The sequence below is a fragment of the Oxalicibacterium sp. genome, from assembly GCF_035565035.1.
GTDB lineage: Bacteria > Pseudomonadota > Gammaproteobacteria > Burkholderiales > Burkholderiaceae_D > Oxalicibacterium.
Window position 1 is genome coordinate 1 of record NZ_DATMTD010000002.1, and the last position, 16,630, is coordinate 16,630.

At 58.7% G+C, this 16,630-nt stretch carries 16 protein-coding genes; 10 read left to right on the forward strand and 6 right to left on the reverse strand.

The genetic code is table 11. The annotated features are described in order from the left end of the window. Window positions 1-29: 29 nt before the first annotated feature. A complete protein-coding gene (locus VN114_RS00065) occupies window positions 30-1,793 on the reverse strand; it encodes a methyl-accepting chemotaxis protein (RefSeq protein WP_325510730.1) in 1,764 nt (587 codons plus the stop codon). Between the two features lie 111 nt (window positions 1,794-1,904). Further along, complete coding sequence (locus tag VN114_RS00070) at window positions 1,905-2,405, reverse strand: chemotaxis protein CheW (protein ID WP_325510732.1); 501 nt, start codon at window positions 2,403-2,405, stop codon at window positions 1,905-1,907. Between the two features lie 449 nt (window positions 2,406-2,854). On the opposite strand from VN114_RS00070, the gene VN114_RS00075 reads away from it, so the two are divergent. Beyond that, window positions 2,855-4,471, forward strand: a complete 1,617-nt coding sequence (locus VN114_RS00075) for an NAD(P)/FAD-dependent oxidoreductase (RefSeq protein WP_325510734.1) — start codon at window positions 2,855-2,857, stop codon at window positions 4,469-4,471. Window positions 4,472-4,512: 41 nt separating this feature from the next. On the opposite strand, the gene corA is transcribed toward VN114_RS00075, so the two are convergent. After that, entirely contained in the window at window positions 4,513-5,478 is a 966-nt protein-coding gene (gene corA, locus VN114_RS00080; protein WP_325510736.1) for a magnesium/cobalt transporter CorA, read from the reverse strand. A gap of 100 nt (window positions 5,479-5,578) precedes the next feature. After that, window positions 5,579-6,415: a M15 family metallopeptidase gene (locus VN114_RS00085; protein ID WP_325510738.1), complete on the reverse strand. Its 837-nt coding sequence runs from the start codon at window positions 6,413-6,415 to the stop codon at window positions 5,579-5,581. A 158-nt stretch (window positions 6,416-6,573) separates the two neighbouring features. Here VN114_RS00085 and VN114_RS00090 point away from each other — a divergent pair, with 158 nt between their 5' ends. Continuing rightward, a complete protein-coding gene (locus VN114_RS00090) occupies window positions 6,574-8,082 on the forward strand; it encodes a B12-binding domain-containing radical SAM protein (RefSeq protein WP_325510740.1) in 1,509 nt (502 codons plus the stop codon). Window positions 8,083-8,177: 95 nt separating this feature from the next. On the opposite strand, the gene VN114_RS00095 is transcribed toward VN114_RS00090, so the two are convergent. After that, on the reverse strand, window positions 8,178-8,393 hold the full coding sequence (locus VN114_RS00095) for a DUF3717 domain-containing protein (RefSeq protein WP_325510742.1): 216 nt from the start codon (window positions 8,391-8,393) through the stop codon (window positions 8,178-8,180). Between the two features lie 136 nt (window positions 8,394-8,529). On the opposite strand from VN114_RS00095, the gene VN114_RS00100 reads away from it, so the two are divergent. From VN114_RS00100 to VN114_RS00110, 3 genes are all read left to right on the forward strand, one after another. Beyond that, window positions 8,530-8,805, forward strand: coding sequence for a hypothetical protein (locus VN114_RS00100; protein WP_325510744.1), 276 nt, complete (start codon window positions 8,530-8,532; stop codon window positions 8,803-8,805). A 123-nt stretch (window positions 8,806-8,928) separates the two neighbouring features. Further along, entirely contained in the window at window positions 8,929-9,498 is a 570-nt protein-coding gene (locus VN114_RS00105) for a DUF2062 domain-containing protein (protein WP_325510746.1), read from the forward strand. Between the two features lie 32 nt (window positions 9,499-9,530). Beyond that, complete coding sequence (locus VN114_RS00110; protein WP_325510748.1) at window positions 9,531-9,947, forward strand: gamma-glutamylcyclotransferase family protein; 417 nt, start codon at window positions 9,531-9,533, stop codon at window positions 9,945-9,947. Between the two features lie 35 nt (window positions 9,948-9,982). Here VN114_RS00110 and VN114_RS00115 read toward each other — a convergent pair whose 3' ends face one another. After that, a complete protein-coding gene (locus VN114_RS00115; RefSeq protein ID WP_325510750.1) occupies window positions 9,983-10,744 on the reverse strand; it encodes a TerC family protein in 762 nt (253 codons plus the stop codon). Window positions 10,745-11,119: 375 nt separating this feature from the next. On the opposite strand from VN114_RS00115, the gene argS reads away from it, so the two are divergent. The 5 genes from argS (at window position 11,120) to VN114_RS00140 (ending at window position 16,402) form a co-directional block, all read left to right on the forward strand. After that, window positions 11,120-12,871 carry an arginine--tRNA ligase gene (gene argS / locus VN114_RS00120; protein WP_325510752.1) on the forward strand — a complete coding sequence of 584 codons (1,752 nt, stop codon included), beginning with the start codon at window positions 11,120-11,122 and terminating at the stop codon, window positions 12,869-12,871. A 15-nt stretch (window positions 12,872-12,886) separates the two neighbouring features. Beyond that, window positions 12,887-13,462, forward strand: coding sequence for an SPOR domain-containing protein (locus tag VN114_RS00125; protein WP_325510754.1), 576 nt, complete (start codon window positions 12,887-12,889; stop codon window positions 13,460-13,462). A gap of 23 nt (window positions 13,463-13,485) precedes the next feature. Continuing rightward, window positions 13,486-14,145: a thiol:disulfide interchange protein DsbA/DsbL gene (locus VN114_RS00130; RefSeq protein ID WP_325510756.1), complete on the forward strand. Its 660-nt coding sequence runs from the start codon at window positions 13,486-13,488 to the stop codon at window positions 14,143-14,145. Between the two features lie 91 nt (window positions 14,146-14,236). Beyond that, entirely contained in the window at window positions 14,237-15,031 is a 795-nt protein-coding gene (locus VN114_RS00135; RefSeq protein WP_325510758.1) for an SDR family oxidoreductase, read from the forward strand. Between the two features lie 57 nt (window positions 15,032-15,088). After that, complete coding sequence (locus VN114_RS00140) at window positions 15,089-16,402, forward strand: TRZ/ATZ family hydrolase (RefSeq protein WP_325510760.1); 1,314 nt, start codon at window positions 15,089-15,091, stop codon at window positions 16,400-16,402. The last annotated feature ends 228 nt before the right edge of the window (window positions 16,403-16,630 follow it).

Below are 16,630 nucleotides of genomic sequence, written 5' to 3' on the forward strand. Positions count from 1 at the left end.
TTCCCGGGAAAACGGCGCTCGGCGTGCGATCAGAATTCTTCCCAGCCGTCGTCGCCATCTGCCAGCGCCGGTTTTCTGGCGGGGGCGGCAGGTTTCGCAGCCGGTTTTGCAACAGGCGCCGCCGGTTTGGCCGACACTCGGGGTGCTGCCGGTGTTTCGGCTTTTGCGGCTGGGGCGGCGATCCTGCCTGCTTGAGGGGATGACAGCGCCGGCGCCTGGGCATGGGAATCCATTGCGATCAGCGTCTCGTCATTGTTGATGCGGAAGATGCTGACAGCGCGCGACAGGTCGGTCGCCTGGTCCTGCAGGCTCTGTGCGGCGGCAGCGGCTTCCTCCACCAGTGCGGCATTCTGCTGCGTGATTTCATCCATCTGCGTGATCGCCTGATTGATCTGCTCGATGCCGGAACTCTGTTCCTGGCTGGCGGCAGTGATCTCGCTCATGATGTCGGCCACGCGTTTGACCGAGTTGACGATCTCGTCCATCGTGACGCCGGCCTCATCGACCAGCTTGCTGCCGGCGTCGACCTTGCTGACGGAGTCGCCAATCAGTTCCTTGATTTCCTTGGCGGCACCGGCGCTGCGTTGCGCCAGGCTGCGCACTTCGCTGGCGACGACGGCAAAGCCGCGACCCTGTTCTCCGGCGCGCGCCGCTTCGACGGCGGCGTTCAACGCGAGGATGTTGGTCTGGAACGCGATGCTGTCGATGACGGAAATGATGTCGACGATTTTCTTCGATGACTGGTTGATCGAACCCATCGTGTCCACCACCTGGCTGACGACGCTGCCGCCCTTGATCGCGACTTCGGATGCAGTGAGGACAAGCTGGTTGGCCTGGCGCGCGTTATCGGCATTCTGCCGCACGGTCGAGGTCAGTTCTTCCATCGATGATGCGGTTTCTTCCAGGGAGCCGGCCTGCGATTCGGTGCGGCTGGAAAGATCGGCATTGCCGGTGGCGATTTCGCTGGAGGCAACGGTGATCGTTTCGGTACCGTGGCGCACCGCGCTGACAGTACGCGCCAAGCTGTCGTTCATCTCCTTCAGTGCCTGCAGCAACTGGCCGGTTTCGTTGGTCGACGTCACATGGATGCGTTGCGTGAGGTCGCCGGCGGCGACGCTTTTCGCGACCTGGACCGCTTCATGCAAAGGGCGTGCGATCAGGCGGATCAGCCAGAACGCCATGAAGGCGGCAACGGCGACGCCGAACAGAATGGCCGCGATTGAAATGTTGCGTACCAGTGCGAAACGGTGTTGCGAACTGTCGTACAGCGCCTTCGCTTCATGCAGCTGGATGGCGATCAAGTCGCTGACGCCGGTGCGTACCGGCGTGAACAGTTCTTCCATCGGGCCGTTGACGATTTCAGTCACGCGCAACACGTTGCCGGTGCGCGATGCCTCGATTGCAGGGCGCAGGGCTTTTTCTGTATAGGTCTTGCGGTCTGCGCTGAACTTGTCGGCCACGATCTTTTCTTCCGGTGTCAGCCCGGACGCCATATAGGCCGCAAAGGCAGCGTCCGCTTCTTTCGAACGTTTTTCGATGGCGTCCATTTTCGGAATCACCAGATCGGGGTTGCCATAGATGGACCCTGACAGATCGATCTGGTTCATCATCACGCTGGTGATGACAGTATTCAGATTGCCGACCGGAACGGTGCGATCGTCATAGACGCTTTGCAGCGCCTTGTTGGTGGTGTCGAGCGAGGTCAGCCCGAGCACGCCAGTCGAAACCAGCAGGACGGAAAGGAGTCCCATCACGAACAGCAACAGTGATTTGATTGTTATGTTTTTAAGCATGATTGTCTCGATCTATGCATGGGTGCGTCGTTGCGGCAATCGTGTGTCGTCCGGCGTCTTGTGTGGTTGGCGGAATTGCATTCGCCGCAGGATCGCGGCATCGATGAACGGTCAGGCCGTTTCTTCTACGGTCAGGCCCATTTCTGCGCTGGACATCAACCGGTCGATATCGATCAGGATCAGCATGCGGTCATCGATTGTGCCGATGCCGACGATGTAATCGGTATTCAGTGCGCTGTGCATTTCCGGCGCCGGTCGCACCTGTTCCGGCGTCAGCGTGATGACATCGGAAACGCTGTCGACCACCATGCCGACCACGCGATTGCCGATGTTCAGGATCACGACAACGGTGAACTGGTCGTAGGTCGGCGTGCCGAGATTGAACTTGATGCGCATGTCGATGATCGGCACGATGATGCCGCGCAGATTGACCACACCCTTGATGAAGTCGGGTGCATTGGCGATGCGGGTCACAACGTCGTAGCCGCGCAACTCCTGCACTTTCTGGATGGACAGGCCGTACTCTTCGTTGCCGAGTCTGAATGACAGTACTTCCAGCGGCGCATCGACCGGTTTGCCGGCGGTCCGCGGTGACTCTGCAATTGCGTTCATGTGCACTCCTTTTACAGTTTGTACTTCCGGCGTTCTGTCGAACGTCTTGTTATCAAACGAAGCAGGCAAGATGGGACGTGAGCCTAGGTTATGTACTGCTGTGCCTATTAGTGGTAACGGCTCGATTTCACCTTAATTAAATCGATGCCTTGCGTCAATACGACGCAGATCGTGCGAAAGTGCATGCGCGGTATCGGGCCATCGACGTTCTCAGAGGGGAAAAAGGAATTTTTCACATGATCATCACGTGCGAGGCACAATCGCAAAATACTGTTAAATCGTATAAATAAATACATGCCTGACGGTTTTGTTGTGATTCATGCATCGCATTGCCTGCCTGCTGGTTATCGATTCATTTTCGGCAAAACGGCTGGAGTAAAATAGCGCGCTGCCGACCGACACAACCCTGGCGGCAGGCGCAGTTTTTACAGGGTTTGCTGGAATCAAGCATGTTGCGATTGACCGATGTTCAACTCCCCCTCGACCATTCCGATGACGACCTCGTCGCCGCGATCATCGCGCGCCTCGGCATTGCGCCGACCGAACTGATCAGCCATACGGTTTTTCGCCGTGGTTACGATGCGCGCAAAAAGAACGCGATCGCGCTGATCTATACGCTGGATATTGAAGTACGCAACGAGGCGCAAGCACTGAAGAAGCTGAAGGGTAACCGTCACGTATCGATCGCGCCGGATACCAGCTACAAATTCGTCGCACAGGCTCCTGCCGGTCTGAAGACGCGGCCGGTCGTGATCGGCTTCGGTCCTTGCGGCATCTTCGCCGCGCTGATTCTGGCGCAGTCGGGTTTCAAGCCGATCGTTCTGGAACGCGGCAAGGTCGTGCGCGAACGCACGAAAGATACGTGGGGCTTGTGGCGCAAGCGCGAGCTGCATCCGGAATCGAACGTGCAGTTCGGCGAAGGCGGTGCCGGCACGTTTTCGGACGGCAAGCTGTGGACGCAGGTCAAGGATCCGAAGCATTACGGTCGCAAGGTACTGACCGAATTCGTCAAGGCCGACGCGCCGCCGGAAATCATGTACGTCAGCAAGCCGCACATCGGCACCTTCCGTCTGGTGAAGATGGTCGAACTGATGCGCGAAGAGATTGTAAAACTCGGCGGCGAGTTTCGTTTCGAAAGCAAGGTCGACGACATTGAAATCGATAATGGCCAGGTGCGCGGCCTGAAACTCGCCGACGGTTCGCACATTGCCACCGATCACGTGGTGCTGGCAATCGGTCACAGTGCGCGCGACACGTTCGAGATGATTCACGCGCGCGGCATCTACATCGAGCCGAAACCGTTCTCGATCGGCTTTCGCATCGAACATCCGCAATCGTTGATCGATGCCTGCCGTTTCGGCGCAAACGCCGGCAACGACGTGCTCGGCGCGGCCGATTACAAGATCGTGCATCACGCCAGCAACGGCCGCTCCGTCTACAGCTTCTGCATGTGTCCGGGCGGCACCGTGGTTGCGGCTGCGTCGGAGCCGGGTCGCGTCGTCACCAACGGCATGAGCCAGTATTCGCGCAATGAGCGCAACGCCAATGCCGGCATCGTGGTCGGCATCACGCCCGACGATTATCCCGGGCACCCACTCGCCGGCATGGAATTCCAGCGGCAGTGGGAATCGAAGGCGTTCGAACTCGGTGGCAGCAACTACGATGCGCCGGGCCAGCTGGTCGGCGACTTCATCGCCAATCGCCCGTCGACGGAATTCGGTTCCGTCATCCCGTCATACAAGCCGGGCGTCAAGCTGGGCGATCTGAATCCGTCGCTGCCGACCTACGTCATCGACGCGATCCGCGAAGCATTGCCTGCGTTTGAGAAACAGATCAAGGGATTCTCGATGAACGATGCGGTGCTGACCGGCATCGAAACGCGCACGTCGTCGCCGATTCGCATCAAGCGTGACGACAACACACTGCAAAGCATCAATACCAAGGGCCTGTATCCGGCCGGTGAAGGCGCGGGTTATGCGGGCGGCATCATGTCGGCGGCGATGGACGGCATCCGCGTGGCGGAAGCCGTTGCGCTCAGCATGGTTGGTCGCGACGCGAAGAAGTGATCATGGCCGGACCGTCAATGTGCGGCTCTCGTGCGCCTTGACTACAGCCAGCCAGATCGCTTGAAGCGGTAATACAGATAACCGCAGACGCCGGCCACCAGCACGACCGCTGCCGGATAGCCGTACTTCCAGTCCAGTTCCGGCATGAACTTGAAGTTCATCCCCCACAAGCCGAAGAACGCGGTGGCAACCGCGAAGATGGCCGCCCATGCAGCGAGCCGCTTGTTCACTTCGCTTTCCTCGATCGTTACCATGGACAGGTTGACCTGGATCGCGGTGGTGATCGTGTCGCGGATGGCGTCGATCAGCGCATTCAGTCGATACAGGTGATCGCCGATGTCGCGAAAATAGTCGCGCGTACCTTCGCAGATCGATGGCACACGCCCGCCATACAGGCGGCCGACCGCTTCCATCAGCGGGGCGACGACATGCTTCATCATCACGACTTCACGTTTCAGTTCATACAGTTGTTCGATGCTGGCGCGTTGCGAACCCGGTTCGAAAATCTTGCCTTCGATGGTTTCCAGTTCCGCTTCCAGCGCTTCCACCACGGGGAAATATCGATCGACGACCGCGTCCATCAGCGCATACAGGACGAACGCCGAGCCCTTGCTTAACTGATGCGGCTCCTGTTCGCAGCGTGCCCGCACGCCGAGAAAACCGTGGCGGCTGCGATTGCGTACCGACAGCACGTAATTTTTGCCGGCGAAGATGTCGAGTTCGCCGATGTGCAGCGTGTCGTCGATCATTTCGGCCGTTTTGACGACGGCAAACAGCGAGTCGCCATACTCCTCGATCTTCGGACGCTGATGACCGTTGCGCGCATCCTCGACCGCCAGTTCGTGAAGATTGAATTCCTGCTGCATCTGCGCCAGTTCGGCAGGGTCGGCATCCATCAACGCCACCCAGACGAAGCAGTTGGGATGCATCAGGTAATCGCTGATCTGATCGACGGTAATATCGGCGAGTTTCTTGCCTTCCTGGTAGGCGACACAGTTGATAAGCATGATCAGGACTCTCCGGAAATGAAATACGATCGCAGCGGACGATGCGCGAGTGTACACGCGCCGTCCATGGTGGCGTCAAGCGTCATCCATGATTGACTGCTCACGGTTGTGTACGTTCCGCCGAAGTGATACAGGCGCTCTGTCGATCGTTGCCGGATGGCTTCTCGCGCATGCAGGAGCGATAACGCTGCACATAAGCGGAAAAGACCGCGCGTCCTTCCGCTGCCGGCAGTGCGGCCAGCCGTTTTGCCAGCGCGCGGCTGGTCTGGAAATGCTGGTAATCGATCGGCGCATCCCAGTCGCCGCCCCAGATGACGAAGCCATGCTCGGCAAACAGCGCAACCACGTCTTCCGCCATGCCCTTGCGCGCGGGTTTGCCCGGACGTTGTTGCAGACGGTTGGCATACCGGCTGCCGGCGTCCGGACTGAACGTTGCCTTGCCGTCCTCGCCGAATTGCAGGAAGGGGTTCTGGACGGGGTTCAAGTCGATTGCGAGACCGTACGCATGCAGCGACGGTGCAGAAGCGCCGATCACCGCGCGATCGTTGAAAGCCGACGAATTGTTGTCGCGCATCGATGCCTGATCGTCACCGTTGTAACGGTTCATCAGCCTTGCGCCGGCAATGGCGAATTTGCGCTTGAGCAGCGCATCGAAAATTGCCTGCACATGTTCGGCCGCTGCCGCCATCACCATGATTTCGCCATCGTTATGCTGACGGCCGTCGAAACCGACGTAGGAAAATCGCACGATGCGCAGTTGATCGCAACGCACCGGCGCGGTCGCATGCATGACGCCGCTGTCGTGCAACGCCCGGCAGGCAGCGTGATCGATGTCGACCAGGCGCGACGACGACTCTGCGGCCTGAGCACCATGAAACAGAACGGCCAATGCCAGAAATGGAAGGAGTCGGCGCAGAATGCAGGAGAAGATAGGCATGGTTCGATAAGGCCGGGACCGCGAAAATGCAATTGTCATTGGAGCAGCACCTTATACCGATTCTTCTGCTTCGACCAGCCATGTGAGGATTGCTGCCGGAATGTCCTGTCCACGGCGTAAAATGGCGGCTTCATTCCGTTCCTTCCGCTGTTGTCTTCATGACCATTCTGCTTTCCACGCTCAACGCCCGCTATACGCACGCCTCGCTCGGCCTGCGCTATCTGCTGGCGAACATGGGCGACTTGCAGCAACAGACAACACTGCAGGAATTCGTCATCGGCGTTCGCACGACGGATGTGGTCGAGCGCCTGTTGACGCACAAGCCGCGCATCATCGGCTTCGGCGTCTATATCTGGAACATCGAGGAAACGACCAAGGTCGTCGCATTGTTGAAGCGCGTCGCGCCGGAAGTGATTGTCGTGCTCGGCGGGCCCGAAGTGTCGTACGAAACAAGCGAGCAGGAAATCGTGAAGCTGGCCGATTACACGGTCACCGGCTGGGGCGACGTCACGTTCCCGCAACTGTGCGGACAGATTCTGAACGGGCCGAAGCCGCTGATGAAAATCCACGCGGGCGTGCAGCCGCCGCTGGCGGACATCAGGCTGCCTTACGACCTGTACAGCGACGAGGACATTGCACATCGCACGCTGTATGTCGAAGCATCGCGCGGCTGTCCGTTCAAATGCGAGTTCTGCCTGTCGGCACTGGACAAGACGGCGTGGCCGTTCGATCTCGACCAGTTTCTCGGCGAGCTGGAATCGCTGCATGCACGTGGCGCGCGGCTGTTCAAGTTCGTCGATCGCACCTTCAACCTGAATATCAAGTCGAGCCTGAAGATCATGCAGTTCTTCCTCGACAAGCTGGCAGCCCATCCCGACGATCCGGTTTATGCGCATTTCGAAGTCGTGCCCGATCATCTGCCGGATGCGCTGAAGGAGGGAATCATGAAATTCCCTGCCGGTACATTGCAGTTCGAAATCGGCATCCAGAGTTTCAATCCCGAGGTACAGGCGCTGGTCAGCCGCAAGCAGAACAATGAAAAAGCGGCGGAAAACATTCGCTGGTTGTGCGAACACTCGCACGCGCATTTGCACGTCGATCTGATTGCGGGTTTGCCTGGCGAAGATGTGGAGAGTTTTGCGCGCGGCTTCGACAAGCTGGTGGCGCTGCAACCGCACGAGATCCAGTTCGGCATCCTGAAGCGCCTGCGCGGTACCCCGATCATTCGTCATACCGACGAATACAAGATGGTGTTCGATCCGTATCCGCCGTACACGATTCTGGCGACCGACCGTATCGATTTTGGCGAGATGCAGCAACTGGTGCGCTTTGCGCGCTACTGGGATCTGATTGCGAACTCCGGACGGTTTGCACACACATTGCCGCTGATCCTGCATCGAGCGGAAGGCGATTCGGCCTTCGCCAATTTCATGCGCCTGTCGAACTGGCTGTACGCGACAACCGACGCGACCAGTCGCATTGCGCTGGAGCGACTGGCCGTGCTGGTGACGCAATGGCTGGTGGAAGAAGGCATGGATGAAAACGATGCGACCACGCTGTTGCGTAGCGACTATGCGGGTCAAGCCAACACGAAGCTCAAGCAGCAGGCGATACGCAAGGCTGAACAGACGGCGTTGCATCGGCAGGCGCGACATCTGGCGGCCTGACCGGTAAACAATGGCGCATGAATGGCGTCATGGAAATGCAGTGAAGAAAGGAAGAGCCGCACACAGGCCGCGCACAAATGCGCAACAAGCAATGATCAGGCAGCCTGCTTGCGCCATGCCTCGATCAATTGCCGGCACGCCGGCGGCAGCGATACAAGCGGTGTCGCTTTCACATGATTGAAGATCATCAGCGCATACAGTTCGGCCAGTCCGTCGACTTCCGGCGATAGTGCGCGTTCTTCGCCGGTGGATGGACGCAACATGCGCCAGTGATTGATGACCTGTTCGAGTTCGGGCAGTGTGATATCCATCAGGGCATTGTACGCGCCGCGAAAACGGCAGTGAAGTCGGCGGCAAGCGCTGCCGTCAGGCAAGATTGCAGAATGAAAACGAACGCATAAGCACACGAACAACAACCGGGAACCGGTTAAAACAAGGGAAGTATCGATGAATATCTTATTGGTGGCGGTCGGTGTCGCGTTCTGGATTGCGGTCTACGCGTTCGCCGTTGTGGTGGCGGTTCACCAGGATGCCCGACGCACAACACTGCCGGTATTGCTGTGTCGTGCGTTTCCGTATCTGTTTACGTTGCTGTTCAATGGCGTGATCGAGTTGCGGTACGAGCGCGGTCTGACCAACTTCGTGTTGTCGATCGCAATGGGTTTTGCACTGACCTGGGTGGTCGTGGCGGTGGCAAGAAGACAATGGCCCAGAGCAAAATAGCTTTCGGGCAACCGGATAAATAAATTCGCCGCGAATCCCGCCGGCATTTGCGTGTCATAATTTTGCGGTCGCGCCGTTTCAGTCGGCGCTTTTTTGTGTCCATGCTTCAGGAGCAATTCTTTCATGCGTCGCACCCGGTTTTTCAAGCACATGCCGACGTCGCAGAGCATCCAGGAAAATCGCTTCCTGAAACCGTTCAGCGCCTATCTGCATCACCATTTTCTCTGGCAGTTCAATCGGCGCGGCGTGGCTGGCGGACTGGCTGTCGGATTATTCGTCGGTATCCTGATTCCGTTCGCGCAAATCCTGTTCGGCGCCATCGGCGCGATTCTCGTGCGCGTCAATCTGCCGGTCGCCGCGTTCGCCACCTTTGCCACCAATCCCTTCACCGTACCGCCGCTGTATTACGCGGCGTACCGGCTCGGCAACCTGATGCTGGGTGACGACGATCCGACGACCATCTCGCTCAATCCCGGCATGGTCAACAAGGTTGCCAACGAGCAGGCCGAAGTCGGCAGCTGGTTTGCCAACATCATCGACTGGGTGCAAAGCGTGGGTCCGCAACTGATGGCCGGACTCGCCGTCATTGCCGTCGTTTCCGCCTTCGTCGGTTACGTGCTGGTCAACGTGATCTGGCATCTGCAGGCGCGCTATCGCTGGCACAAACGCCAGCAACGCCGGGCGTCGCACTGATCGCGGTTGCCCGCGTATTTCGTCACGTCGCAATGCACGTCTTCACTTACGGTTCACTGATGTTTCCGGCGATCTGGCAACGCGTGGTACGCGGTGCGTATCGTTCGGAACCCGCGGTCTTGCACGATCACGCGCGTTTTGCGCTGATCGACGATACCTATCCCGGTGTGGTGCCGGATGTTGCGGCGACAGTGGAAGGTGTGCTGTATCGGGATGTCGACATGGCAGATATCGTGGCGCTGGATGCGTTCGAAGGCAGCGAATACCGACGCGAAACCGTGACCGTCACGCTGGCATCGGGTGCAAGGGCAATGGCCCAGACCTACGTTTTTCTCGCCACGCATCGCCTGTCTGTACATTCGTGGGAGCCGCAGGCATTTCGCATGTCGCGCTTCATCGATACGTACTGCGCAAAAAATCGGCGGACAAGCCGCCGATTGACAGGTTGAATGCGCACGGCAATGCCGCCCGCATTTTCTTCACCTTACTTTTTCTCGTGATCCGAATTGGCGTATGGCGCGTGCAGTTGCACCGGGCGTGACGTCTTTGCGCGCATGCGGATGTTGATCAGTTCGACGATCAGTGCGAAGGCCATCGCCGTGTAGATGTAGCCTTTCGGAACGTGATGACCGAAGCCGTCTGCAATCAGCACGACACCGATCGCGACCAGAAAGGCCAGCGCCAGGATCTTGATCGTCGGGTGATTGGAGACAAAACGTCCGATCGGGCCGGCGAACAGCATCATCATGCCGACCGACAGGATGACGGCGGCCACCATCACTTCGATGTGGTCGACCATGCCGACGGCGGTGATGATCGAATCCAGCGAGAACACCATGTCGATCACCATGATCTGCAGGATGACCGCGGTGAATGTCGCCTTCACGACATTGGACGTATGACCTTCCTCGCCTTCCAGCGACTGATGGATTTCCGCCGTGCTCTTCCAGATCAGGAACAGGCCGCCGGAAATCAGGATCAGGTCGCGTCCGGAAATATCCTGTCCGAGAATCGTGAACAACGGCTCCACCAGTCCGACAATCCACGCCAGTATCATCAGCAGGCCGATGCGCATGAACATCGCGATGAACAGCCCCAGCTTGCGCGCAAACTCGCGCTTTTCCTGCGGCAGTTTGTCTACCAGAATGGAGATGAAGATGATGTTGTCAATGCCGAGCACCAACTCCAGTGCGGTCAGGGTAATCAGGGCCATCCAGGCATGCGGGTCGGATAAGAGTTCTAGCATGGCAGTCTCCGTTGGGTTCGCGATGAAAAAGGTCGGGCGTCAGGTTGGGACGTTTATCTGTGTCGGGCTCGCGTAGTTATATTGATTAAAACCGACAATGCCGCCGATGTTTTGGGCGACATGTTGAATAAACATTAGCAGGTTAAACGGATTGCGCCAATCATGTGTTTGATTCCTGTTAAGGCAAAAAAATCGGCGATGCCTGGGTCACGCCGTCGTCATCGTTGCGCGGTGGCCGAGCCGGTATAATGCCGTCTATTGTTTTCAAGCCGGTTTCGAGTCGTTTTTCATCCGCTTTTGACCGGTGATTGCTTTTAAAATCGTTATTTATCCGTTTCTCTCATTAGGCAGCGCCGTCGCGGCGCGCACCATCCCATGCTCGCAGCACAAAAACAACGCATTACCGAACTCTTTCAAGATGCCGTCGCGCCACTGGTCGCCGGCACCGAACTCAATCCGAACGTCGTGCTGGAACGTCCGCGCGATCCATCTCATGGCGACGTCGCCTGCAATCTCGCGATGCAGATCGCCAAGCCGCTGAAAAAGAATCCGCGCGAAGTCGCGCAAGCGCTGGTCGATGCCGTGCAAGCCAATCCTGCCGGCAAGGATTTGATCGCGTCGGCAGAAATTGCCGGTCCCGGTTTCATCAACCTGCGCCTGACTTCCGCGTCGAAACAGGCAGTCGTCAAGACCGTGCTGCAACAAGGTGCCGACTACGGCAAGAGCAAGCTCGGCAACAACAAGAAGATCGTCGTCGAATTCGTCTCCGCCAATCCGACCGGCCCGCTGCACGTCGGCCACGGTCGTCAGGGCGCGCTCGGCGATGCCTTGTCGGCCGTGTATCAATCGCAAGGTTACGACGTCACGCGCGAGTTCTACTACAACGATGCCGGCGTGCAGATCGCCACGCTGGCGACTTCGGTGCAGGCGCGCGCCAAGGGCCTGAAACCGGGCGTCGAAGGCTGGCCCGAATCCGCCTATAACGGCGACTACATCCAGGACATCGCCAACGATTTCCTCGCGAAGAAAACCGTGGCAGCCAGCGACGGCAAGCCGGTCACCGCCAGCGGCAACGTCGACGATATCGAATCGATCCGCGCCTTCGCCGTCGCCTACCTGCGCCGCGAACAGGATCTGGATTTGCAGGCGTTCGGCATCAAGTTCGACAACTACTATCTGGAATCGTCGCTCTACGCCGACGGCATGGTTGCCAAGACCGTCGACGCGCTGATCAAGGCTGACAAGACTTACGAACAGGACGGCGCGCTGTGGCTGCGCACGACCGACTATCGCGACGACAAGGATCGCGTGATGAAGAAGTCGGACGGCACGTATACGTACTTCGTACCGGACGTCGCGTATCACACCGTCAAGTGGGAACGCGGCTACACGCAGGCGATCAACGTGCAGGGCAGCGACCACCACGGCACCATCGCCCGCGTGCGTGCCGGCTTGCAGGCGCTCGACATGGGCATTCCGCAAGGCTACCCGGACTACGTGCTGCACAAGATGGTCACCGTGATGAAGAACGGCGAGGAAGTGAAGATTTCCAAGCGCGCCGGTTCGTACGTCACGTTGCGCGATCTGATCGAATGGTCGACCGGTGAAACACCGGAAGGCGAAGAACGTGCGTTTCAAGATCGTGACCTTACACGCGGCCGCGATGCCGTGCGTTTCTTCCTCATCTCGCGCAAGGGCGATACCGAGTTCGTGTTTGACGTCGATCTGGCGCTGGCACAATCGGACGAAAATCCGGTCTACTACGTACAATACGCGCACGCCCGGATCTGCTCGGTGCTGAACCAGGCAAAGTGGAACGGCGATGAAGCCGCGCTGGCGAATATCGATCTGTCGCCTCTGACGGCGCCGCGTGAAGCGACGCTGCTGGCGAAACTGGCCGAGTATCCGGAAGTGCTGCAGAAGGCGCTGGAAGAACTCGGCCCGCATCAGGTTGCGTTCTATCTGCGCGATCTGGCAGGCGAACTGCACAGCTACTACAATGCAGAACGCGTGCTGGTCGATGACGAATCATTGAAGATGGCGCGTATTGCACTGCTGGTCGCCACGCGCCACGTGCTGCGCAACGGTCTTTCCCTGCTTGGCGTTTCTGCGCCGGCCCGGATGTAACAGGAAAACGAACACATGACGAATCTCAAAAAGCAGGCCGGCGGCACCTTGCTCGGCCTCATCATCGGTCTGATCATCGGCCTCGGCATTGCGGTCGGCGTGGCGATGGTGATCTCCAAGACACCGCTGCCGTTCACCAACAAGTTCGGCCATTCCGACAAGATCACGCAACCGGCCGGCGACGTCGCCGATCCGAACAAGCCTCTGTATGGCAAAAAAGCCAATGCGCCGGTGCAGCCTGCGGCACCGCAACCGGCGCAGACCGCTCCGGCGCCAACCGTGATCGAAAACACCATCAAGGCACCGCCGGCGCAGAACAATGCGGCCAAGCCGGGCGACGATGAAGACAAGTGGGTGTATTTCCTGCAAGCCGGTGCCTTCCGCGCCAAGGCCGATGCGGAAAGCATGAAAGCCAAGCTCGCGCTGCTCGGCTTCGAGGCGAACGTCTCCGAACGCCCTGCCGATAACGGTGGCGGCACGCTGTATCGCGTACGCATCGGTCCTTTCAGCCAGATGGAAACAATGAACCGGGTACGCAGCAAACTGTCTGATAACGGCGTCGATGTCGCGGTTGTGCGGATCGGCAAGTAAGGCAAATCACTGAAAGGGAAATCATGCGTCTGTTTCAAAAACTGCTGGCGGTTGCAAGTCTGAGTCTGTTTACGGCCATCGCCGGCGCATCGCCGTCCGCGCCGGTCAACGGCACCGATTACCGCACGCTGGAAAAACCGCAGCAAACCGACAGCGGCAAGAAAGTCGAAGTCACCGAATTCTTCTGGTACTCGTGCCCGCATTGCAATGCGCTCGAACCGTCGCTCGAAGCCTGGGTAAAAAAGCAGGGCGACAAGATCGTCTTCAAGCGCGTGCCGGTCATGTTCCGCGACTCCTTCATTCCACAGCAGAAGCTCTATTTCACGCTGGAAGCCATGGGCCTGGTCGATTCGATGCACGCCAAAGTCTTCCGCGCGATCCACGTCGAACGCCAGCAGCTTGATACCGACAAGCAGATCGCCGACTTCATCGCCAAGCAAGGCGTCGACGCCAAGAAGTTTGCCGACGTCTACAACTCCTTCGGCGTGCAAACCAAGGTACAGCGCGCTGCGCAACTGCAGGCTGCGTACAAGATCGACGGCGTACCTGCAGTCGCCATCGATGGCCGCTACCTGACGTCGCCGGCCATCGTCGGCGCGAAGCTGGGCAACCGTCCGGAATCGATGCTGTTCGATGCCACCTTCCAGGTGATGGATTTCCTGGTCGCCAAGTCCGCAAAATAATCGTTATCGCTGCCGCGGCTTTCTCGCGCAGCATGTCGTCATCTCAAGTCCGTTTCTCGCAAGAGGGCGGACTTTTTAATTTGGAACGCTGATGGAACGTACAACAAGGCGTGTCTTCATTACCGGCGCATCCAGCGGACTGGGCGCAGCGCTGGCGCGAGAATATGCAGCGCAGGGCGCAACGCTCGGCCTGGCCGCACGTCGCGGCGTTGCACTGCGTGAACTGGTCGACAGCCTGCCCGGTGCGGAGCGTCATCGCATTTATCCGCTCGACGTCAACGATCACGCAGCGCTGGCAACTGCGGCTGCCGACTTCATTGCCGCATGCGACGGTATCGACATCGTCATCGCCAACGCAGGCGTCTCGCGCGGCACGCTGACCGAATACGTGGAAGACCTGCCCGCTTTCCAGCAAGTGTTTGCCACCAACGTCACCGCAACCGTCGCCACCTTCACGCCATTCATCGCCGCGATGCAGAAGCAGGCTGCAGCCGGCGACACCGGTTGCCGTCTGGTCGGCATCAGCAGCGTCGCCGGCGTGCGTGGTTTGCCGGGCGCCGGTGCCTACAGCGCATCGAAAGCGGCGGTGCGTGTTTATTGCGAATCATTGCGACTGGAAATGATGCAGAGCGGCATCAAGGTCGTCACGATTGCGCCGGGTTACATCGATACGCCGATGACACAGGTGAACACGTATGCGATGCCGTTCCTGATGCCGCCGGAACAGTTTGCCGAACAGGCGGCAGCGACGATCGCTGCCGGCACCAGCTATCGCGTGATTCCGTGGCAGATGGGCGTGATCGCAAAACTGCTGAAGGTGCTGCCGAACTGGCTGTATGACCGGTTGTTCGCCAACGCCCCGCGCAAGACGCGCAAGCCATACTGAACCCGGTATTGAGTTCCGGATCGCATCCGGCAAGAACAACGCATCGACGGCCTCCCCATGACATCCATTGATCTTCTCATTCACGCCCGCTGGATCATCCCGATCGAACCGGCACGGCAGGTGCTTGAGTATTACGCCATCGCCATCGATCAGGGTGCGATCGTCGCGCTGCTGCCGCAAAAAGAAGCGGACGAACGCTATCGCGCCAATCGCACCGTACGACTCGACGACCATGTGCTGCTGCCCGGATTGATCAACGCGCATGGCCATGCCGCGATGACATTGCTGCGCGGCTTTGCCGATGACAAGCCGCTGGACGACTGGCTGAACAATCACGTCTGGCCGGCCGAGAAGAAATGGGTCAATGCCGAATTCGTGCGCGACGGCACCGAACTGGCGATCGCCGAGATGATCAAGAGCGGCACGACCTGCTTCAGCGACATGTATTTCTTCTCCGAAGAAATCGCGCAGGCGGCGGAAGCCGCAAAGATGCGTTGCCAGGTATCGTTCCCGATTCTCGATTTTCCGACGGCGTGGGGCAACGGGCCGGAAGACTATCTCGCCAAGGGTTTGGCGCTGGAAGAAAAGATGCGCACGCATCCGCTCGTTAGCGTCGGCTTCGGCCCGCACGCGCCATACACTGTATCGGATCGCTGGCTGGAAAAAATCGCGGCGCTGGCGCAGGAACGGAACATGACCATGCAGATTCACCTGCACGAAACGGCAGGCGAAGTCGAAGAGTCCTTGCGTCAACATGGCATCCGCCCGATACAACGCGTGATGAACCTCGGTTTGCTGACGCCGCACACGCAATGCGTGCACATGACGCAGATCGACGACAGCGACATCGCACTGCTGCAAAAGACCGGCGCGCACGTCATTCACTGTCCGGAATCGAATCTCAAACTCGCCAGCGGTTTCTGTCCGGTCGATCGCCTGCAGCAAGCCGGCATCAACGTCGCACTCGGCACCGACGGCGCCGCCAGCAACAACGATCTCGACATGTTCGGCGAAATGAAAATGGCCGCGTTACTGGCAAAGACCGTCGGCAACAACGCCGCGGCGCTGGATGCGCACGCGGCCTTGCGCATGGCGACGCTGAACGGCGCAAAGGCGCTCGGCATCGACAAGCTGGTCGGCAGTCTGGAAGTCGGCAAGCGCGCCGACATTGTTGCCGTCGCGCTCAACGATCTGGAATTGCAGCCGGTTTATCACCCGGTTTCACATCTGGTTTATGCGTCGGTGGGGCATCGGGTGACGCATGTGTGGGTGGAGGGGAAGTGTTTGCTCTCGGATCGTAAATTACAAACAGTCGATGAACACGCCGTCAAACTCAAGGTTCAGCGCTGGCAGCGACTATTGCGAGCATGAGTATCGATTCAATGTAAGTGGATATTATGGCGTGCCGGGGGTAGCCCGGCGGCTACTCACTTTTCTTGCTTCGCCAAGAAAAGTAAGCAAAAGAAGGCGACCGCGAAGCCGCTGCCCTTCGGGTTCCCGATTTTGCAGCACCTGAAATGGGAAATGAAAGAACTCGCTTCGCTCAAACAGCTTTCATTTCTAATCCATTTCAGGCACTGCAAAATCGGCAGCGTCAGA